This window comes from Pedobacter sp. (assembly GCF_965279535.1).
GTDB lineage: Bacteria > Bacteroidota > Bacteroidia > Sphingobacteriales > Sphingobacteriaceae > Pedobacter.
Window position 1 is genome coordinate 215429 of the sequence record NZ_OZ257244.1, and the last position, 22024, is coordinate 237452.

14 protein-coding genes are annotated in these 22024 nt (G+C 39.6%); 8 read left to right on the top strand and 6 right to left on the bottom strand.

Annotated elements, in window-relative coordinates:
• Nucleotides 1-171: 171 nt before the first annotated feature.
• Nucleotides 172-4029: a TIM-barrel domain-containing protein gene (locus ACQY77_RS00760; RefSeq protein ID WP_421939901.1), complete on the top strand. Its 3858-nt coding sequence runs from the start codon at nt 172-174 to the stop codon at nt 4027-4029.
• Nucleotides 4030-4106: 77 nt separating this feature from the next.
• Here the strand turns inward: ACQY77_RS00760 and ACQY77_RS00765 are convergent, their stop codons facing one another.
• On the bottom strand, nt 4107-4934 hold the full coding sequence (locus ACQY77_RS00765) for an alpha/beta fold hydrolase (RefSeq protein WP_421939900.1): 828 nt from the start codon (nt 4932-4934) through the stop codon (nt 4107-4109).
• A 148-nt stretch (nt 4935-5082) separates the two neighbouring features.
• On the opposite strand from ACQY77_RS00765, the gene ACQY77_RS00770 reads away from it, so the two are divergent.
• A complete protein-coding gene (locus ACQY77_RS00770; RefSeq protein WP_421939899.1) occupies nt 5083-7662 on the top strand; it encodes a M1 family metallopeptidase in 2580 nt (859 codons plus the stop codon).
• Between the two features lie 207 nt (nt 7663-7869).
• Here ACQY77_RS00770 and mnmA read toward each other — a convergent pair whose 3' ends face one another.
• Entirely contained in the window at nt 7870-8961 is a 1092-nt protein-coding gene (mnmA, locus tag ACQY77_RS00775; RefSeq protein ID WP_421939898.1) for a tRNA 2-thiouridine(34) synthase MnmA, read from the bottom strand.
• A 187-nt stretch (nt 8962-9148) separates the two neighbouring features.
• Here mnmA and ACQY77_RS00780 point away from each other — a divergent pair, with 187 nt between their 5' ends.
• Nucleotides 9149-11434 (top strand): GH92 family glycosyl hydrolase, encoded by a 2286-nt coding sequence (locus tag ACQY77_RS00780; RefSeq protein WP_421939897.1) that lies wholly within the window; start codon nt 9149-9151, stop codon nt 11432-11434.
• A gap of 418 nt (nt 11435-11852) precedes the next feature.
• A complete protein-coding gene (locus ACQY77_RS00785) occupies nt 11853-12725 on the top strand; it encodes an NAD(P)-dependent oxidoreductase (RefSeq protein ID WP_421939896.1) in 873 nt (290 codons plus the stop codon).
• Here the strand turns inward: ACQY77_RS00785 and ACQY77_RS00790 are convergent.
• Complete coding sequence (locus ACQY77_RS00790; RefSeq protein WP_421939895.1) at nt 12706-12852, bottom strand: hypothetical protein; 147 nt, start codon at nt 12850-12852, stop codon at nt 12706-12708. The genes ACQY77_RS00785 and ACQY77_RS00790 overlap by 20 nt on opposite strands.
• 61 nt (nt 12853-12913) lie before the next feature.
• The gene (locus ACQY77_RS00795) at nt 12914-14104 is read right to left on the bottom strand and encodes a DUF1624 domain-containing protein (RefSeq protein ID WP_421939894.1); all 1191 of its coding nucleotides are present in this window, start codon (nt 14102-14104) and stop codon (nt 12914-12916) included.
• A 369-nt stretch (nt 14105-14473) separates the two neighbouring features.
• Here ACQY77_RS00795 and ACQY77_RS00800 point away from each other — a divergent pair, with 369 nt between their 5' ends.
• From ACQY77_RS00800 to ACQY77_RS00810, 3 genes are all read left to right on the top strand, one after another.
• Entirely contained in the window at nt 14474-15898 is a 1425-nt protein-coding gene (locus ACQY77_RS00800; protein ID WP_421939893.1) for a glycoside hydrolase family 125 protein, read from the top strand.
• A gap of 363 nt (nt 15899-16261) precedes the next feature.
• The gene (locus ACQY77_RS00805) at nt 16262-17449 is read left to right on the top strand and encodes a GAF domain-containing sensor histidine kinase (protein WP_421939892.1); all 1188 of its coding nucleotides are present in this window, start codon (nt 16262-16264) and stop codon (nt 17447-17449) included.
• Between the two features lie 2 nt (nt 17450-17451).
• Nucleotides 17452-17643, top strand: a complete 192-nt coding sequence (locus ACQY77_RS00810; RefSeq protein ID WP_421939891.1) for a hypothetical protein — start codon at nt 17452-17454, stop codon at nt 17641-17643.
• Here ACQY77_RS00810 and ACQY77_RS00815 read toward each other — a convergent pair.
• Together ACQY77_RS00815 and ACQY77_RS00820 are read right to left on the bottom strand one after the other, a co-directional pair.
• A complete protein-coding gene (locus ACQY77_RS00815) occupies nt 17640-17996 on the bottom strand; it encodes a nuclear transport factor 2 family protein (protein ID WP_421939890.1) in 357 nt (118 codons plus the stop codon). The two genes, ACQY77_RS00810 and ACQY77_RS00815, sit on opposite strands and share 4 nt — an antisense overlap.
• Before the next feature lie 1133 nt (nt 17997-19129).
• Nucleotides 19130-19351, bottom strand: a complete 222-nt coding sequence (locus ACQY77_RS00820; protein WP_421939889.1) for a CDGSH iron-sulfur domain-containing protein — start codon at nt 19349-19351, stop codon at nt 19130-19132.
• A 212-nt stretch (nt 19352-19563) separates the two neighbouring features.
• Between ACQY77_RS00820 and ACQY77_RS00825 the strand changes: the two genes are divergently transcribed.
• Nucleotides 19564-21720 (top strand): GH92 family glycosyl hydrolase, encoded by a 2157-nt coding sequence (locus ACQY77_RS00825; RefSeq protein WP_421939888.1) that lies wholly within the window; start codon nt 19564-19566, stop codon nt 21718-21720.
• Nucleotides 21721-22024: the final 304 nt, after the last annotated feature.

The window sequence follows — 22024 nt, forward strand, 5'->3', positions numbered from 1 at the left end:
AATTATAGGCTAAATCAGTAAAGAAATTTATTATCCTATCTTCTTTACACATTCGCTTGTAATTTTTCTTTTCTTATTTCTATATTCGCTGCCGCTAACTAAATCTCCTTGCATTTATCCGAATGCGAATGATCTCGCTATTTATCAGTATTTGACTATTAATTAATAACTATGAAGAAGAGATTTGGGCTTTTTATGTCCCAAAATGCGGTTTTATTTGGCTTAGCCTTGTCCATAACTACCTTACCACTGGCTGCCAGGTCATATCCAACTGCTAAACTGGCATTTCAGCAAAATACCATAACGGTAATCAGCGCGAAAAAAATTAATGATACCACGGTAGAGTTATTGCTTTCAGACAATCAGCGTTTGACATTTGATTTTTACGGTGAAAATATATTCAGGCTATTTCAAGACAATAGCGGTGGTTTTATCCGAGATCCGGAGGCTACACCTGCAGCAAAAATTCTGGTAGAAAATCCTCGAAGGCCCCTTTCTAAATTAAGTGTTGAAGATCAAAACAATCAAATTACAATCAGTACGGATAAAATAGCGGTTCAGGTTGATAAACAAAGTGCACTATTAAAGATCATAAATCAAACAACCAAAGCAGTAGTACTCGAAGAAATTTCAGCAATCCAATTTGAAAAGGAAAAGGTTAGCCTAACACTAAAAGAAAACGAAAAGGAATACTTTTATGGTGGAGGGGTACAAAATGGCCGTTTTTCACATAAAGGCAAGGTGATTGCTATAGAGAACCAGAACAGCTGGACAGATGGTGGTGTGGCTTCCCCAACGCCTTATTTCTGGTCCACCAATGGTTACGCCGTACTATGGAACACTTTTAAGAAAGGAAGTTATGATTTCGGCGCTAAACAGAAAGGCGCTGTGAAATTATCGCACGATACGGGGTATCTGGATGCCTTTATTATGGTTAATGATGGTGCTGTAGCATTGCTTAACGATTTTTACCAGCTTACAGGTAATCCGGTGCTGTTACCTAAATTTGGTTTTTATCAGGGACATTTGAATGCCTATAACCGTGATTTCTGGAAAGAAGATGAAAAAGGTATTTTATTTGAGGATGGTAAAAAATATAAAGAAGCACAAAAAGAAAACGGGGGGATAAAAGAATCGCTCAATGGTGAAAAGAACAATTATCAGTTTTCTGCACGTGCTGTTATCGATAGGTACAAGAAACACGATATGCCTTTTGGCTGGATACTTCCGAACGATGGCTATGGAGCTGGCTACGGTCAAACAGAAAGCTTAGACGGAAATATTCAAAACCTGAAAAGTCTGGGCGATTACGCCAGAAAAAATGGTGTTGAAATTGGTTTATGGACACAATCCGACCTTCATCCTAAAGCAGAAGTAAGTCCATTATTGCAAAGAGATATTATAAAAGAAGTTAGAGATGCAGGCGTACGCGTACTTAAAACCGATGTAGCCTGGGTTGGTGCGGGCTATTCTTTCGGGCTCAACGGTGTAGCTGATGTAGGACAAATTATGCCTTACTATGGCAATAACGCAAGACCATTCATTATTTCCTTAGATGGCTGGGCAGGAACACAACGTTATGCCGGAATTTGGTCTGGAGATCAAACAGGTGGTGTTTGGGAATATATCCGCTTCCACATTCCCACTTATTTAGGCTCAGGGTTATCAGGTCAGCCCAATATTACTTCAGACATGGATGGAATTTTTGGAGGCAAGAATACAACCATTAATACCAGGGATTTTCAATGGAAAACATTTAGCCCCATGGAGCTGAATATGGATGGTTGGGGTGCAAATGAGAAATATCCACAGGCATTAGGGGAGCCTTTTACCTCCATCAACCGGAACTATTTAAAACTTAAATCAGAATTATTACCCTATACCTACAGCATTGCCAGAGAAGCAGTAACGGGCCTACCTATCATCAGGGCAATGTTTTTGGAATATCCCAATGCCTATACGCTCGGAACGGCAACGCAGTATCAGTTTATGTATGGCCCATACTTCCTGGTAGCCCCAATATATCAGGCCACTAAATTAGATGAGAAAGGTAACGATATCCGCAACGGGATTTATCTACCGGATGGAAACTGGATAGATTACTTTACGGGTGACAAATATACTGGAAACTGCATATTGAATACCTTCGATGCGCCAATTTGGAAATTGCCGGTTTTCGTAAAGAACGGCGCAATCATTCCGATGACGAATGCCAATAATAATGTTTCAGAAATTGATAAGGGCAACCGCATCTACGAACTTTATCCTTTCGGGAAAACAACATTTACCGAATACGATGATGATGGAACAACAGAAGCCTACAAACTTGGGAAAAGCGTATCCAATCTCATTGAATCGACAGTCGAGGGAAGCAAGGCAACAATTATTGTTCAGCCGGCCAAAGGTAATTTCGAAGGTTTTGTAAAGCAAAAAGGCACAGAATTCAGACTGAACGTAACCGAGAAACCAAAGAAAATAACTGTTAAAGTTGGAAACGGTAAAATTAAACTCACAGAAGTTGCCAGTAAGGCCGAGTTTTTAAAAGCGACCAATGTTTATTTTTATGAACTGAGTCCAAACTTAAATCGCTTTTCTACTAAAGGGGCAGAATTTGAAAAAGTAATAATGGCACGGAACCCTCAGGTTTTGGTTAAAGTGGCCGCCACTGATATTACCGAAAATGCAGTAATACTAACTGTTGATGGATTTAAGTTTGAGCCTGCTGATAAACATCGGATATCTGCTGGAACTTTAGCTGCACCAGGCAACACCAGGGTTGCTGATAAAGATAGGGAAGCCTACACACTAAAGCCAAGCTGGACAAAAGTAGCCCATGCCGATTTCTATGAAATTGATTTCAATGGCATGCATTATACTACCATTAAAGACACTACGCTATTATTTGAAGGATTACAGGCTGAAACCGCTTATTCATTTAAGCTCCGTGCTGCCAATAAAGATGGGTATTCTGATTGGACAGAAATTAAAGCGACTACTAAAACCAATCCTTTGGAATTTGCAATTCAGGGGATTACAGGAGAAACCACCGCAGAAAATCAGGGCGGTTCAGGGCTGAACAAACTGTTTGATTATGATGAGGGAAATATGTGGCATACCAAATGGGGAGTGAAATCGGTTCCTTTTGATATGATTATAGATTTGAAATCAATTAACCAGTTAGATAAGTTTCATTATTTACCACGCACCGGAAGAGGAAACGGAATCTTGTTAAAAGGAAAGGTGTTCTTTAGCAATAATAAAGAAAGCTGGACCGAAGCAGGGGCATTTGAATGGGCTAATAATGACGAAGTTAAATTATTCAGCTTTAGTAAGCATCCAACTGCACGCTACATTAAAATTGCGGTTGCAGAAGGGGTAGGAGGTTTCGGATCTGGCCGTGAATTGTATGTGTTTAAAGTTCCGGGCACAGAAAGTTACCTGCCGGGAGACATCAATAATGATCGTTTGATCGATAAAAATGATTTAACTTCTTACATCAACTACACCGGATTAAGGAAAGGTGATGCCGATTTTGAAGGCTACATCAGCAATGGAGATATCAATAAAAATAATTTGATTGATGCCTACGACATTTCGGTGGTAGCTACCCAGCTGGATGGTGGAGTAACCAGTGCGAAGATTGATCAGCTGGCTGGAAAAATATCCATCAGCACGGCTAAACCTGTTTACAATAAGGATGAAATTGTAGCGGTTAAAGTAAAAGGATTTGATTTGAAATCGGTAAATGCCTTTAGTTTTGCCTTACCTTATAATCCACAGGATTATGAATTTGTAGGCATAGAAAGCGTAAACGTGAAGCAAATGGATAACCTAACTTATGATCGTTTACATACCAATGGCGACAAGGTAATTTATCCAACTTTCGTTAATGTGGGTGTTAAAGATGCAGCAACGGGTAATGCAGATTTGTTTATATTGAAGTTGAAGGCTAAACGCAAAGTTAAATGCGAACTTAAAGTAAAAGATGGCATCCTGGTGGATAAAAAACTGAATACCTTGAAGTTTTAACCTTCGGATAATATAGATAATAAAGGTGTCAGTTAGCGGAAATATACTTCCGGCTGACACCTTTTTTTAATGGGTTATTAGTGTTGCACCAAAAAGGCTTCAATTGCCGATAGTACAGGGTAATTCGTTATGCCGGGCTTAATTGTGGTAATTTCACCAATGTAATCTCCGTGCCCACCAGGCCAGATTAACAACTGTGCATTTGGTATTTGGCGCGACATTTCCACCGCATGTTCAGGTGTAACCACATCTTTGTCTCCAGCAATAATTAGCGTAGGTGCTTTAATGCCTTTAATGTCTTCCACATTCATATCTGTAAAAGACTGCATTCTGGCAACATCACGTTTGTAGCTGGTGAAAAGTGCCTTTTGGTCTGGGTTAACGCTTAAAAAAGCTTCTTTAAGCTGCGGAGGCATGTTATCAAAAGATGGCGATTTCATCATCTCCCAAAGCCATGGATAGGCACCAGCCTTTTTATACATTGTAGAAGCGACAACGATTTTATTGACCAGTTCAGGATACTTGATGGCCAGGGTAAGCGTGGTACTTGCACCATTACTAAAACCAAAGATATCCGCTTTAACAATGCCCAGGTGTTTCAATAAAGCGGCAACATCGCTGGCATCATTGTCAAAGCTCAACGGGCGGTCAATGTCAGCAGTACGGCCATGCGCCTGAAGTTCTACTGCAATTACCTGATGATGTTTGGCTAAATCAGGTAAAATCCTTCCAAACGTGGTTTCTATGGTAGAACCACCCCCGTGGATAAGGACCAATGGAAAGCCTTTTCCATGAATTTCATAATACATTTTTAAGCCATTTATAGTGGCATATTTACCAGTAGTTTGCGCCATAGCGTTTGAAATCAATATTATCGTGAGCAGAAATGTGTTCAGTACTTTCATTTTTTAATTACCATTTACCATGTGAATCCCCTTCACCGTGTTTATACTGGTAAATATACGTGCAAAATTAAAGTGACAAAAGAGTCATTTATGACTTATTTAGGGTTATTTATGCCAATCAATCCGGGTGATTTTTTATGTTTGTAACATGACTAAACTTATTATCCGATTTTTCTTTTCGGCTATATTTATATTTTCTTTTTTGATCATTAAAGCCGCAGAACCCGAAGTAGTTAAGGGGGTTTCTAAAGAACTGGCCAGCTATCGGAAAAAGGTACTGAGTGAAATAAAATATAGCTTAAATCTGGATATTCCGCTGGAGCGGAAGAAGGCGATACAAGCAGAAGAATCTATTCATTTTAAATTACTTGCAAATTCATATACCTTACAGCTTGATTTTAGAGAAAACGGCGATAAAATTAAGTCTATAAAAGTAAATGGTAAAGATGCGGCGGTGATTTTTAAAGCCGAACATCTTTTAATAGATAAATCATTGCTTACAGTTGGTGATAATAATATTCAACTGATTTTTGAAGCGGGAGAAGGAGCGTTAAACAGAAACAGTGATTACCTTTATACTTTGTTTGTACCAGATCGTGCCCGAACCGTATTTCCTTGCTTCGATCAGCCAGACCTTAAGGCCACCTATAAACTTAAACTTACCATTCCTGAGTCCTGGAAAGCCATTGCCAATGCAAAGCAAGAGCGTACTAGTAGCATTAACGATAGAAAAACGATTTCATTTCAGGTTTCTGATTTGCTAAGTACCTATCTTTTTTCTTTCGCTGCCGGAAAATTTGATCTCCATACCGGAGAAATTGCAGGGATGCAAAGTGATTTTTTATATCGGGAGACCGATACGGCAAAGATTAAAAACAGCATGGATGAAATCTTTAAAATTCATGAACATTCGCTTCGTTTTTTTGAAGATTGGACCGGAATCCGGTATCCATTTCAAAAATTTGGCTTCGTTGCCATTCCCGATTTTCAATTTGGAGGAATGGAGCATGTAGGTGCCATCCAATATAAGGCTTCTTCACTTTTTTTAGATGCCAGTGCAACAAAGGATCAGTTAAATGCCCGTTCTAATCTTATTGCGCATGAGACTGCACACATGTGGTTTGGCGATTTGGTAACCATGAGCTGGTTTAATGATGTTTGGATGAAAGAGGTATTTGCCAATTTTATGGCAGATAAAAGTACAGAAGGCTTGGGGAATGCTGGTAATTTCGATCTTAAGTTTCTTATTGATCATTTTCCTGCTGCTTATGCGACTGATCGAACTACAGGAGCCAATCCGATAAGACAGCAATTGGATAATTTACAGGATGCAGGATCAATGTATGGAAATATCATTTACCACAAAGCCCCGATAATGATGCGCCAGCTGGAGCTATTAATGGGGAAGGAAAAATTTCAGCAGGGAATCAGTGCGTATCTGAAAAAGTTTGCCAATAACAATGCTTCCTGGCCAGAACTTATAGAGGTATTGGATAGCTATACAGTTGCTGATTTAAAAAAATGGAATAAGGTTTGGGTGGAAGAAACAGGCAGGCCGGTACTGGATTATGAGGTTAAGTATAGTGGCAACAAGATTAAAAAATTCTCCATCAGCCAAAAGGCAGAGTACGATACCAAAGGAATCTGGCCTCAGTTTTTTGATGTTTCACTTTACTATCCGGATACAGTAAAAAGTTTAACAGTTAATTTTAATGCGGCAGGAGTGGTGGTAAAGGCATTAAAGGGCGTAGATAAACCATTGTTCGTGCTTTTTAATTCTGCGGGTGATGGCTATGGTTTATGGCCTGTTGATCCGGAGATGCCTAAACAGGTTTATACCATAAAAAATCCGGTTAGCCGGGCATCGGCATACATAACACTCTATGAAAATATGCTGAATGGGAGAGGGTTGAAGCCGACTTTCTTACTTAAGTTGTTAATTAATGGTTTAGAGAAAGAGCAGGAAGAATTAAATCTGCGATTGATTAATGGCTACATCAGTACAATTTACTGGGAATTTATAACGCCTGATGAACGTAAAGAATGGAGCAGCCGCCTTGAACAAGCTGTATGGGGGGCAATGAAAAAACAAACCTTGGCGAACAACAAAAAGATTCTGTTTAAAACCTATCAGGATATTTTTATTTCCCATGGTGCTATGGATACACTTTATACAGTTTGGTGTAAACAGCAGGCGCCAGCAGGCATTAAACTCACAGAAGATGATTATACCAGTTTAGCCTTTTCACTTTGTTTGAGGGAAAATAAATATCCCGATATCCTGAATAAGCAGCTGGAAAGAATTACTAACCCGGACCGGAGAAGCAGGTTTAAATTTATCATGCCTGCAGTTTCCAGTCAAAGTGCTGTAAGAGATGAATTTTTTAATAGTTTAGCCCTAAAGTCTAACCGTGAGAAAGAGGCCAACGTTGGGACTGCCTTAACTTATCTCCACCATCCCTTAAGACAAATCACCTCGGTTAAATACCTTGCTAAAAGTTTAGAACTGCTTACAGAGATTCAACGTACCGGAGATATCTTTTTTCCGCAAAATTGGTTACAGGCTACTTTTGGTAATTACCAAAGTGCCGAAGCTGCCGAATTGGTCAATACATTTTTAAAAGCCAATGCAGACTATAATCCCAAACTTAAACTCAAAATCCTTCAGGCAACAGACAACTTGTTTCGGGCTCAGCGGCTACTTCAGGCGGAGGAAATGCATAAATAACGGAAATAACACCGTTTTTTCACCCTAGCCAGAATATCGATTTACTTACTTCCTTGTATACCTGAAAATTACCAAGCACTCGGTATTGCCTTATCGGTTAAAGTAGTGGATATTTGCTTTAGAATTAAATCAACGGGACGATTTAGATTCAAAACAAAAAAAGAGGTCTAGTTAACCTCTTTTTTTATTTTATGAAATTTAGAATCTTTAAACGAGAAATCCGCCACCTAATAAATCGTTCCCTTCATAAAAAACGGCCGACTGTCCGGGAGCAATAGCAGAAACGGCATGGTCAAAAACCACCCGCATTTTATCTTTCTCCTGAACGATGGTACTCAACATACCTGCATCTTTGTACCGGATTTTTGTAATTACATCATTCATGGGTTCTTCAATACTGGCGTATTTAACCAGGTTAACATTTCTCACCAGGGCTTCACGGCGTTCGAGCTCATCTGCTCTGCCTAAAACTACTGTATTGCTTTCTGGTAAAATCTGGGTAACAAACATGGGCTCACCGAAAGCTATGCCTAAACCTTTACGTTGCCCAATAGTATAAAAGGGATAACCTTTGTGCTGGCCAACGACCATTCCGTTGCTTAATACAAAGTTTCCACCCGCTACCCTTTCTTCGAGGTCTTCTACTTTATGTTTTAAAAACGAACGATAATCATTGTCCGGAACGAAGCAGATTTCATAGCTTTCAGATTTTTTAGCCAACTCTTCCTGTCCCATATCTAAAGCCATTTGCCTGATTTCAGCTTTAGCAAAGCTTCCTAAAGGAAATTTGGTTCTGGAAAGATTTTCCTGTGAAACGCCCCACAATACATAAGACTGGTCTTTGTTTTCGTCTTTACCTTTAGAAATTACGTAACGACCGTTATCTTGCTGGCGGATATTGGCGTAGTGTCCGGTAGCGATAAATTCACAATCTAATTTATTGGCCCGCTTTAATAAAGCTTCCCACTTGATGTGGGTATTACATAAAACGCATGGATTGGGCGTTCGTCCTGCCAGATACTCATCCACAAAGTTATCGATTACATAATCGCCAAACTCATCACGAATATCCAAGATATAGTGAGGAAAGCCATAATTTACCGCTAAGGTACGCGCATCATTGATACTGTCTAGTGAGCAACAGCCGGTTTCCTTGCTGCTTCCACCAGAACTCGCATAATCCCAGGTTTTCATGGTTAAGCCAATTACCTCATAACCTTGCTCGTGCAACATTACCGCTGCTACAGAGCTGTCAACCCCGCCACTCATGGCTACCAGAATTCTACCGTGTTTACTCATTTTAAAATTATAGAATGCAAAAATAAGGTTTATTTATTTCAGTTTAGCCGGCAAGGGTCAGTTACTTGTAAAAAGCTGATTGTATTTTTTCTGTTGATTAAACGTTTTAGTCGTGCTTAATTAGCAGATTTGTGTTAAAATTTCTACCTTTAGAAACTTCAAATAATACGCTAAATTTTAAATTGATATGATTAAAAAAATGATCCTGCCTTGTCTTTTGCTGCCCGCCTTTGTGGCATCAGCGCAACAGCAATTGGTGCAGTATGTTAAGCCGATTATCGGTACGGAGAAGATGGGCCATACGTACCCAGGTGCTACGGTTCCTTTTGGAGCAGTGCAGCTTAGTCCGGAAACTGATACTTTATCTTACGAAGTAAATGGCAAATATAACGGCGATGTTTATAAATACTGTGCCGGTTATAAATACGAAGATAAGACCATAACAGGATTTAGTCATACCCATTTTAGTGGAACCGGCCACTCGGATTTAGGTGATTTTCTCATCATGCCTACCCAGGGAAAACTTCAGCTAAACCCGGGAACTGCGAGTGATACCAAAAGTGGTTACCGCTCTGCCTTTTCTCATGCCAATGAAGTAGCAGAAGCAGGATATTATAAAGTAAAACTGGATGACGATAATATCTTAGCCGAACTTACTGCAACCACAAGGGTAGGGATGCATCAATATACTTTTCCTAAGTCAGACCAATCGCACATCATTTTAGATTTAATGGCAGGAATTTATAATTATGATGAAAAAACAGTTTGGACATATGTTCGGGTGGTAAATGATACCCTGGTAACTGGTTACCGTCAAACCCATGGATGGGCAAGAACCAGAACCGTTTATTTTGCCATGAGTTTTTCTAAGCCATTTAAAAGTTATGGTAGAAAGAGTTATGATGCAAAACAAGCTTACAGGGGTTTCTGGGGTAAATTCAATCAGGATCAAAACTTTCCAGAAATTGCAGGTAAAAAATTAAAGATGTTCTTTGATTTTGATACACAGGAAGGAGAGAAGGTTAAGATTAAATTTGCATTATCTCCTGTGAGCCAGGAAAATGCTTTACAAAATATGCGAGCCGAGATTTCGGGTTGGGATTTTGAAAAAGTAAAAGCGCAGGCACAGGCAAGCTGGAACAAAGAACTGAATAAAATTCAGGTTACAACTTCTAACGATAACAAAATCAATTTTTACACCGCACTTTATCATGCTTTTATTAATCCGACGGTTTATACTGATGTAAATGGAGAATACAAAGGTTTAGATCAGGGTGTGCATAAGGCTGATGGCTTTACCAATTATACTACGTTCTCGCTATGGGATACCTACCGGGCGTTACATCCGTTTTTTAATATCATGCAGCCAGGCAGAAGTAATGATATGGTGGCTTCTATGCTGGCACATTACGATCAAAGCAGTTTGAAAATGCTTCCCATCTGGTCGCACTATGCCAACGATAATTGGTGTATGAGTGGCTATCATAGTGTTTCGGTCATTGCTGATGCAATTATAAAAGGTACTTATACCGGCGATCCGAATAAAGCGTTGGATGCTTGTGTTACTACTGCTAAGCACCGCGACTATGAGGGAATAGGTTATTACATGGATTTAGGTTATATCCCTGCAGAGCGAAGCGGTATTTCGGTTTCTAATAACCTGGAGTATTCTTACGACGATTGGGCTATAGCACAGCTGGCCAAGAAGTTAAATCGTATGGACGTTTACAATGAGTTTATCAAACGCTCTAACAACTGGAAAAACAATTATGATCAATCGATAGGTTTTATGCGTCCGAAATTGGCTAATGGCAAGTTTAAAGAGAAATTTGATTCTAAAGATACAGAAGGCCAGGGATTTATTGAAGGTAATAGCTGGAATTATAGTTTCTTCGTTCCTCAGGATCCTGCTGCACTGATTGAGATCATGGGTGGTAAGAAAAAGTTTGCCTCGCGTTTAGATACTTTGTTTAGCATGCACCTGCCGGATGAATTTTTCGCACATACAGAAGATATTACCCGTGAAGGTATTATTGGTGGATATGTTCATGGCAATGAGCCCGCACACCATATTGCTTACCTGTATAACTGGGCAGATCAACCATGGAAAACACAGGCACAAGTACGCCACATTTTAAACATGCAATACAAGCCAACAGCCGATGGTTTAGGCGGAAATGATGATTGCGGACAGATGAGTGCCTGGTATATGTTTTCGGCCATGGGTTTTTATCCCGTAGCCCCCGGATCTGATGTTTATTCGTTAGGAAGTCCTTTGGTTAACAATGCCGTAATTCATTTAGAAAATGGGAAAACATTTACTGTAGAGGCCCTAAAACAAAGCGCTAAAAATGTTTACGTAGAAAAAGTAATGCTAAATGGTAAGGAGGTTACTAATCACATGATCAGGCACACTGACATCACCAATGGGGGAAAAATTACTTTTTACATGACATCTAAACCTAAAAAATAAACAGCAATTATCCCAATTGTTTATTTAGAAGTTTTAAGTTGTAGGTTATAAGTTTTAAGTCTGGGCGACTGGGGGTTTGTGTTATGGGACTATGTGTCAAAACTCCAAACTGAGTTGTAAGTTGTAGGTTGTAAGTTTTAAGTCTGGGCGACTGGGGGTTTGTGTGTTATAGGGCTATGCGTCAAAACTCCAAACTGAGTTGTAAGTTGTAGGTTGTAAGTTTTAAGTCTGGGCGGCTGGGGTGGTGGTTTGTTATATGATTATGCATCAAAACTCCAAACTCCAGCCTCCAAACTCCAAACTGCCGCCTCCAAACTTCCCCTTATCTCTCTATTTGAAAAGTGTTATGTATTCTTAAAAAATACAGAGCACTTTTACTAATTTTAGCGGATCAAAATATCAATGTTATAAGTTATCTATGGAAAAGCAACACGTAAAAATTGGGTGGATTGGTTTAGGTAATATGGGGAATCCCATGTCTAAGCGATTGATAAATGGCGGATATGCACTTAGTGTATACAATCGCAATGCAGAGAAGAGCAAGCCCCTGGCAGAGCTGGGTGCTGAAGTAGCGGGCGCTATTGGCGACTTGGTTCAGCATTCAGACGTTATTTTTACCATGCTTTCGGATGATCAGGCTGTAAAATCCGTTTATCAGGATGCAGATTTGTTATCTAATGCAACAGATAAATTATTTATTGATATGAGCACTATCAAACCGGATACCGCTGTCGAACTTGCAAAAATGCTGAAGGACGCAGGCGGTCGTTTTCTCAGTGCTCCGGTTTCTGGAAGCACCAAGCCTGCAGCCGATGGACAATTGATTATTCTTTGTAGTGGAGCGGCATCAGATTTTAAGCAAGCAGAACCTTTGTTTGCACTTTTGGGTAAGAAATCACTTTTACTGGGCGATATAGGTGTAGGCAGCAAAGCTAAACTGGCTATTAATTACCTGGTAGCATTAATGTATCTGGGACTGGCCGAAACGGTATTATTTGCCGAGCAAAATGGTATATCAAGAACAGATATGCTGGAGATTATAAATGAAGGAGCCCTCGGTGGTGGACTAACCCGATCAAAAACACCTTTAATTATTAATGATGATTACCAGCCAGCCTTTGCATTAAAATTAATGGAGAAGGATGTTCGCCTCGCGATTGAAGAAGGAGCAAGTTTTCCGTTAACACAGGCCATGCATCAGGCCTATGCAGATGGCATTAAGAATGGTTATGCTGAGGATGATGTGATGGCGATTTTAAAATCTATTCAGGTTACTGATAATAAGGCTTAATGCGGTTTTGGAGTGAAGTGTAGCGCTGAGGGTATAAGTTTTCCTGTTTTTCAGGTTGGAACCTAAAAAGCTCATCATGCATAAAAAAGAATGAACCTGGTTTCTGCGCATAGTAAGGGATTTTCATTCCTGGTGATTTACTGAGTCTTGATACTGGTATCTTTCTATTTTAGTTTTAAGTACATCGGTTAAACATAGCTCAGCCACCACTGTTGGTGCGTTTCTTTGTACTTTTTAAACCACTTGCAGGGAAAATACAGTGAAGCGACTACAAGCAGCCAAATGAGGTAAACAGTAGACAGGTTAAAACCAAAACTTACCGGACGGAACCAGAACGGCACCTGAACAATATCTCTTACATGATAACCAGTAGCAAAAAATAGTACGGCTAAAAGCGTGTGAAGGAAATAAAAATGTAATACGTAGTAGAAAAAAGGTACAGCACCATATGCAGAAACGATTCGGGTAAATGCACCGCTGAGTTTTTCTGTGTAAGCAAGGAACAGGAAGGCAGGTCCCAGCGTCATACAAGTATACTGCAAAGAAGGTGGATATTTACTTACATTAAAAAAGGACAATACATTTTTAAATAAATCATGATATTCTCCCCTTGGTGCTGGGTCGCCATATAAATTGATTAAGCGCAGGGCAATAAAAAGCACAATGCATAAATAACCAATTAATATTAAGTTTCGCGTTCTTCTTTCCCGTTCATAGCCCTTTCTGTACCAGGCTGCTGCAGCATATCCGATAAACATAATTCCTGTCCAGGGTAAAATAGCGTAAAATATGCCCACCAAATGTGTATTTGAAAGGGGAACCACAGTTCCGAAGGCTGTAAACAGTATTTTGGTTATTATACCTAGCGATTGTGATTCGGGGGTTGGAATATAGCTGAAAAGGTCATGACCCAAAACCAGTATTAAACCGGTAACCAGAATGGTTTTATACGAGAACCGGATAGCGATCCCCAATAACACCATGCTCCAGCCAATGGCCCAGATTACCTGTAAAATAAGAAAATTATAAAAAGGGTTAAAGGTTAAGCCCAAAGTAATAACCACCACTTCAATCAGGACTAACCATAGACCTCTTTTAATGAGAAAGGCACTGGCCTCTATTGGCGTTCTGCGCTGGGCAGCTAAATGCGCCGATAACCCGGAAAGAAAGACAAATATGGGTGCGCAGAAATGAGTAATCCATCTGGTAAAGAATAAAGCGCCGGTAGTGGTAAGCGGATTTAATGGATCGGTGGTCATCGCATTGATATGGAAAAAATCACGGGTATGATCAAGTGCCATGATGATCATGACCAATCCACGAAGAATATCGATGGAAAGCATACGCTTTGAAGCAGATAAGGATTGATTAATGGCCATATCGCAATCGGTTTAATTTGGTTATTCGAGCTGTTGTTAAAACAAATATAATGTTTTAAAGCTGGAGATTTGAGCCTTGTGCTTTAGTACCTTTGTTATTTCATAACGGTACTTCTGAGATAGAGGAGGAACTTTTTTTAGAAAAGGAAAATCGATTTAGGAATGTAGATATTGCGTTTTTGAATTTTGATGTTCAATATATTTTAGTAATATTTGCTTAGTGCTAACCAGATATTGTCAATAGAAATGCTAATATTACTGAGGTTAGCGAATGATTAAAAGGAGAGCTAAAGAACTACATTTTAATAATGAAGCTGCAATTTAGTTAAAAACTAGTCATACAAGAAGGAAAACCTAAATACATACATAATGAAAAGAAGAACATTTATCCAGAACACTGGTTTGCTTGGCGCCGGGCTTGTTGCATCAAAATTATCCTTTGCGGCAAACTTAGCTCCAGATTTTCCGGTGGTAAGGGTGGAAGCCAGTAAAAGACATTTCAAAAGTAAGGCTGTAGATTCGGCAATCAAAACCTTTCAATCGAAAGTGAAAAATCCTGAGTTAAGCTGGCTGTTCGAAAACTGTTTCCCCAATACTTTGGATACTACCGTTTATTATTCAGAAAAAAGTGGCCGTCCGGATACCTATGTGATTACCGGCGATATTGATGCAATGTGGTTACGCGATAGTTCTGCACAGGTTTGGCCCTATTTACAGTTTGTTAATGAAGATGAACCCCTTAAAAAGTTAATTGCCGGGGTAATTAATCACCAAACCAAATGCATTTTAAAAGATCCTTATGCCAATGCTTTTTATGGCGACCCGGCAAAAGTAGGGGAGTGGAAAACAGATAAAACCGAAATGCAACCAGGCGTTCATGAACGTAAATGGGAAATCGACTCATTATGCTATCCAATTCGTTTAGCTTATCACTATTGGAAAAAAACCGGTGATAAATCACCATTCGATGCAGCATGGAAAAAAGCTATTGAAGCTACTTTAACTACTTTTAAACAGCAGCAGCGCAAAGCTGATAAAGGGCCTTACCACTTTCAGCGCGAAACCCAGTTTCCTACAGACAGCTTACCTATGGCCGGTTATGGTTTTCCAGTAAATCCGGTAGGTTTAATCTGTTCGGCTTTCCGTCCGAGTGATGATGCTACTATTTTTCCTTTCTTAGTGCCATCTAACTTCTTTGCGGTTTCGAGTTTAAAACAGGCTGCAGAAATGATTAAAGCATTACAAAGTGATAGTGCCCTCGAAAGTAGTTTGCTAAGCCTGGCAGACGAGGTTCAAAAAGCCCTTCAGCAATATGCAGTTATTAACCATCCAAAATACGGGAAGATATATGCTTTTGAAGTAGATGGATTTGGTAGTTCTTACTTAATGGACGATTCAAATGTGCCCAGCCTGTTGAGTTTACCTTATTTAGGAGCCATGAATATTGAAGATCCAATATACCAGAATACACGCAAATTTGCCCTCTCCCAGGATAATCCATATTTCTTTAAAGGAACAGCTGCAGAAGGTATTGGCGGACCACATGCCGGGCAGGATATGATCTGGCCGATGAGTATTACCATGCGGGCTTTAACTTCTAAAGATGATACCGAAATCAGAACCTGTATTGAAATGTTGAGAAAAACACACGCAGGAAAAGGTTTCATGCATGAATCATTCAATAAAGATAACCCGGCTAAGTTTACAAGAGCATGGTTTGCCTGGTCGAATACATTGTTTGGCGAACTGCTTTGGAAAGTATATAATGAAAAACCAGCTTTGCTAAAAGCTTAGCAGTAGTTAACAGAGAGCCGTGGTGAAAACCACGGCTTTTTTGTGTAATGAGCATAGTATTGATGGAAATTTGCTACAGACATTTCATTTTTTGCAAGGAAGGAAGAGAAAAGACAAATCGGAAATCAAAAGCATTCCTAAGTGATGTGCTTTCTGACAAGTGAGTCATCGAGATAACGCTTTGTTCATGCGGTGTCATTCTTCCGGATTAAATAACTAAAGGGGTAACAATCTCTTTCCAACTCACACATTTCTAATCTTATTTTAATAAAAGTGTAAAACAATTGATAGCCGAATGTCGTTTGCTTTATTTCGGCTGAAAATTTTAGTAAATTGCTTATAAATTATTCCAAACAGAGATTGTTGAATCCACACATAGATATTCGTTCCGATATTGAAGCGATAAGCAGAATCCCTGCTGTAGCTCACATTTTGGAAATTATTTGCCAGACTACAGGTATGGGCTTTGCCGCTGTGGCGCGGGTAACTACCGAACAATGGGTAGCCTGTGCTGTGCACGATCATATTAATTTTGGTTTGGTGCCTGGTGCTGAGCTTAAACTGGAAACAACCATTTGCAACGAAATTAGGGAGCATAGGGAATCGGTTATTATTGATCACGTTGCTGAAGATGAATATTTTGCCAATCATCACACACCATTAACTTATGGTTTTCAAAGCTATATTTCGATACCAATAATCTTAAAAAATGGTGATTTCTTTGGAACACTTTGCGCTATCGACCCCAAGCCTGCCAAACTGAACAATCCTACTACCGTTGGGATGTTTAAAATGTTTGCAGACCTGATTGCATTTCATTTAGATGCACTGGAGGAAATAGCAGTGACGGAGGAACGTTTACAATTGGAGAAAGAAACTTCCGAGCTAAGGGAGCAATTTATAGCAATTTTAGGGCATGACTTAAGAAATCCTGTGAATGCGATATCCAATAGTTCACAATTACTGAACAGAATGGGCTTGGATCACAGGGGACAACGGTTGGTAAATATTATACATGATAGTGCTTTTAAAATGTCGGGATTGATTGAAAATATGCTCGACTTTGCCAGCGGACGATTGGGCGGTGGTATTTCTCTTACGCGAACCAATTATCCCGATCTGGAAGCTATATTAGATCAGGTAATATCCGAAATACAGGTGATCTCTCCAGAACGCAGGTTGGTAGCCAATTATGATTTCAAGCATCCTGTATATGCCGATGGTAAGCGTATTGCACAGTTATTCGGTAATTTGTTAACCAATGCAGTAAAATATAGTCCGGCAGAATCTTTAATAGAAATATCAGCAAACAGTGATCCGGAAGGCTTTGTGTTAAAAGTTTCCAATCCCGGCAGGCCCATTCCTCAGGAAATTATCGAGCGGTTGTTTCAACCCTTCTCCAGAGGTGAAGTTGAGCCTGACCAAAAAGGATTGGGATTAGGTTTGTATATTTCTTCGGAAATAGCCAAAGCTCATAATGGCACTTTAAGTATTTCCTCCTGCGAAGCACAAACCTGTTTTACCTTAATCATACCTCAATTATCAGCATAATCATGATCAATCAAGATACGCCAACTTCTACATTGTTATCCTTTAAAATTGGCGATGCCGCCGATTTTGAAAAAGGGATATCCGGAATCATTGAAGATATACTGATTCAGGAAACAGATCAATATTTAGCATTCATTTTTACCCTCACTACGGGGGAGGAAATTCAGATTAAGAAAATGCGCCAGGTTTGCTAGGTTAAAAGTGGTCTGGGGTCGAAGATAACCTGAAAAGATTTTATTTTTTCCTCCTCAAGCTTATACCACCCACTGGAAAGTATATCTTGATCCTGCATTTGAATGTTATACCAAAGACAAACTTCATTGTTATCTGCAAAAACCTTGTGGATATCGTATTTCAACTTCATCTTCTTCATATCTGCAATATAAACATCTGCACCATCCCGTTCTCCCATTACTCCTTTGAAGTGCATGTCCTCAGCTAACAGCGTTCTGGCCAGTTCAAAATCTTCTTCATTTAACGCCTGGATAAATTTCAATACCACTGCTTTGGCATTGTGTATGCTTACTAAATGATTTTCGTTTTTCATGTCTGCTATTTATAATTTAACCTTATAAAAGTAGGATTGTTTTTGGATAAGGGCGGTTAGAAGTTTTAAGTTGTAGGTTGTAAGTTTTAAGTCTGGGCGCGGGGGTGGGTAGAAAACTATGCGTCAGAACTCCAAACTCCGAAGGCCGGTTAGAAGTTTTAAGTTGTAGGTTGTAAGTTTTAAGTCTGGGCGCGCGGGGGGGTAGAAAACTATGCGTCAGAACTCCAAACCCGGAACTCCAAAGGGCGGTTAGAAGTTTTAAGTTGTAGGTTATAAGTTTTAAGTCTGGGCGCGTGGGGAATAGAAAACTATGCGTCAGAACTCCAAACTCCGAAGGCCGGTTAGAAGTTTTAAGTTGTAGGTTGTAAGTTTTAAGTCTGGGCGCGGGGGTGGGTAGAAAACTATGCGTCTAAACTCCAAACTTTGAACTCCAAAGGGCGGTTAGAAGTTTTAAGTTGTAGGTTGTAAGTTTTAAGTCTGGGCGCGAGGGGAATAGAAAACTATGCGTCAAAACTCCAAACTCCGAAGGCCGGTTAGAAGTTTTAAGTTGTAGGTTTTAAGTTCTAAGTCTGGGCGCGGGGGTGGGTAGAAAACTATGCGTCAGAACTCCAAACTCGGAACTCCAAACTTCCGGTTATCTCAGTACTTGAAGAGTGTTGTGGGTTGTGTGTTGTGGGTTATGGGGCTATGCGTCAAAACTCCGAAGGGCGGTTAGAAGTTTTAAGTTGTAGGTTTTAAGTTTTAAGTCTGGGCGCGTGGGGGGTAGAAAACTATGCGTCAGAACTCCAAACTTCCAGTTATCTCAGTACTTGAAGAGTGTTGTGGGTTGTGTGTTGTGGGGCTATGCGTCAAAACTCCGAAGGGCGGTTAGAAGTTTTAAGTTGTAGGTTGTAAGTTTTAAGTCTGGGCGCGTGGGTGGGTAGAAAACTATGCGTCTAAACTCCAAACTCGGAACTCCAAACTTCCAGTTATCTCAGTACTAAAAGAGTGTTGTGGGTTATGGGGCTATGCGTCAAAACTCCAAACTTTGAACTCCAAACTCAAGAAAGAGGGAACTTATTTTTGTGAAGTAATTTGAGTTTATTGAAAGCAGGCTCTATAACCATACAGCCTGCTTTCAGCATCATTATAATTTAAGCTTTTTTAGGAGGCAGATCAAAAGCTACTGCCTCATGCTCAAAGTGACCATTATGTGAACCATCACAGAAAGGCTTGTTTTTAGATAGTCCGCATCTGCAGATTGAAACAATTGTTCTTCCCTGCAAACCATATTCATTGCCACTTTTATCTACGATTTCAAAATCGCCTTCAATTTTCACAGAACCATTGTTGTTAATGGTAAGTTTTGTTGCCATATAATAAGTTAATTTGATCGCAAAGCTACAAGAATAAGCTGCCAGCAAAGAATCTGTTTCCAGTTTAGAAAGATTCCTTTTAAGTGCCAGCCCCGGTTAGAAAAAATATCCTCATTACTGATCAAATCTAAAATTTCGGCTACAATTCGAAAACTATAGGTGTAAGTTCTCAATTTTTATATCTTTGAATTACACACTAAATCGATTTATTAATGACTAACCAAATTAAACCTGTAGTTTTTACATTATTCTGCTTAATCTTTGGATTAAACACTGGCTGGAGCCAAAGCAAAGGTGTATACACCAAATATGTTAATCCATTTGTGGGGACAGCACCATTAACTGATCCTAAAATTTTGGGTTATGAGCTGCCGCAAGACTGGAGGTCCTGGGCGGGACTAACTTTTCCAGGAAGTTCATTACCTAATGCCATGGTGCAGTTAAGTCCCATTACCGAGTACGGCTCCGGAGCTGGATATGAATATGAAGATGATCGGATTTATGGTTTTACCCATACCAATAAAGGCCATTGGAATCTGTGTAATATTCCGGTTCTCCCGCTTTCTAATCCAAAAAAGAAATTTGGTTCCAGGTTTTCCCATAAAAACGAAAGTGCATCACCCGGTTTTTATCAGGTATACTTAGAAGATTACCAGGTAAATGTAAAACTGACCTCTACATTAAGATGTGGTTATCATCAGTATCATTATAAGGATAATACCAACCGGCAAATCTTATTTGACCTGGCAAAAGCCAATAACAGGGTAAATTCCTGGAGCATTGAAAAGGTAGGGGATCATGCTGTTAAAGGCGTTCAGAATGTAGGAGAGAAGATTTATTTTTATGCAGAACTGAATGCGGATATTGAAGAACTGGAGCAAAAAGATGCAGGTAAAAGGGATGGGTATGCCATTTTACATTTGAAGGATGGGAGCAAAGGCCCTGTAGAGTTGAAAATAGGATTATCTTTTGTGAGCATGGAAAATGCAAAAGAGAACCTGAAAAAGGAAATGGGTGACAAAAGTTTTGTTCAGGTTCACAATGAAGCTGTAAAACAATGGGACGCTTTACTTTCTACTATACAGGTAAAAGGCGGTACTGCCAGGCAGAAAGGTATGCTTTATTCATGTTTATACCGGTCATTTTTATGGCCGGCATTGCGTAGTGATGTAAATGGAGAATTTACTGATGCGAAGCGGAATGTAGTTAAATCCAATTTTAACTACTATACCGAACCTTCTTTATGGGATACATATCGCAACAAGGATGTACTTTTGGGCTTAATCACTCCTGAAGTTACTTTAGATGTAATCAAATCGATGAAAGATGTGGGAGACAAGACAGGTTTTATCCCGACTTTCTTTCATGGCGATCATGGTGCTTCTTCAATAGCAGGTGCATATTTAAGGGGGATAGACAATTTCGATATCCGGGGAACGTATAAAACCTTATTGAGAAATGCCAATGTAGAGGGGGGAGCCCGCCCTTTTATCAAGGAGTATATAGAGAAAGGCTATATTTCAGATCCTGATGTGAAAAATCCTCATGTAGAAACTAAAGCCAAGGCAGGTGTTTCTAAAACTTTAGAGTACGCTTATGATGATTATTCGCTCGCCCAAATCGCCAAAAAGTTAGGTGATAGCGCTAATTATCGCATTTTAATGTCAAGATCAAAAAACTATAAAAATATGTTTGACCCTGCTACGCGGTTTATGAGGGGCAGGCTGGAGAACGGGGAGTGGATTAAGCCCTTCAATTCTGAATACCCTTATTATGAATATATGTACAGGGAAGCTAATGCCTGGCAGGTTTCGTTTTATGCACCACATGATATGAAGGGCCTGATAGCATTATATGGTGGTGCTGAAGGATTTGAGTCTAAGTTGGATTCGCTTTTTACTTTACCCTGGAATCCAAAATATATTGCCCGGAATGTAGAAACTATGATCGGACAGTATTGTCATGGTAACCAACCTGATCATGAAGCACCATTTGCTTATACCTTTATTGGAAAACCTGAAAAATCGCAAAAGATAATCGATAATATTTTGAATAATCTATATGGTATCGGTAAAGAGGGAATTGCACTTTCTGGTATGGATGATGCGGGGGAAATGTCGGCCTGGTATGTATTTACCGCCCTGGGTCTATATCCTTTTTCAGCTACCGATCCGGAGTACATTGTTACTGCACCACTCTTTGATGAGGTAAAATGGCGAACCAGTAGCGGTAAATGGATCACCATTAATAAGCCTGAGAAGGGCAGGGCCATCAGCCAGATCAAAGTCGACGGAAAAACACAAGAAGGCTACTTTGTTCCGCATTCACTCTTTAAGAATGGTGGCAAACTAGAAATCTTAACGCAATAGTTAAAAACATGAGCGCCCTCAAGATTGGGGCGCTTTTTATTTGGTGTCCGGTATAAGCCCGAACCTTAAACCGTTTGAAATGTAAATCATAATGGTTTTTGGTTTGCTTTCTCTTTTCAGGCAGTCAGAATATTCAGCTATTTTAGCTATTTATTCATTCAAATAATATAACAAACGTTTGTCTGCATTTTTCAAAATCAAACTGGGGTTATTGTATCGTAACTTAGGTTATCAAATACCTAACCTAGTCATGCACCAAAAGTCTAAAAAAATATTTTGCTGCTTTGTAGATTTTGTAGCGAGA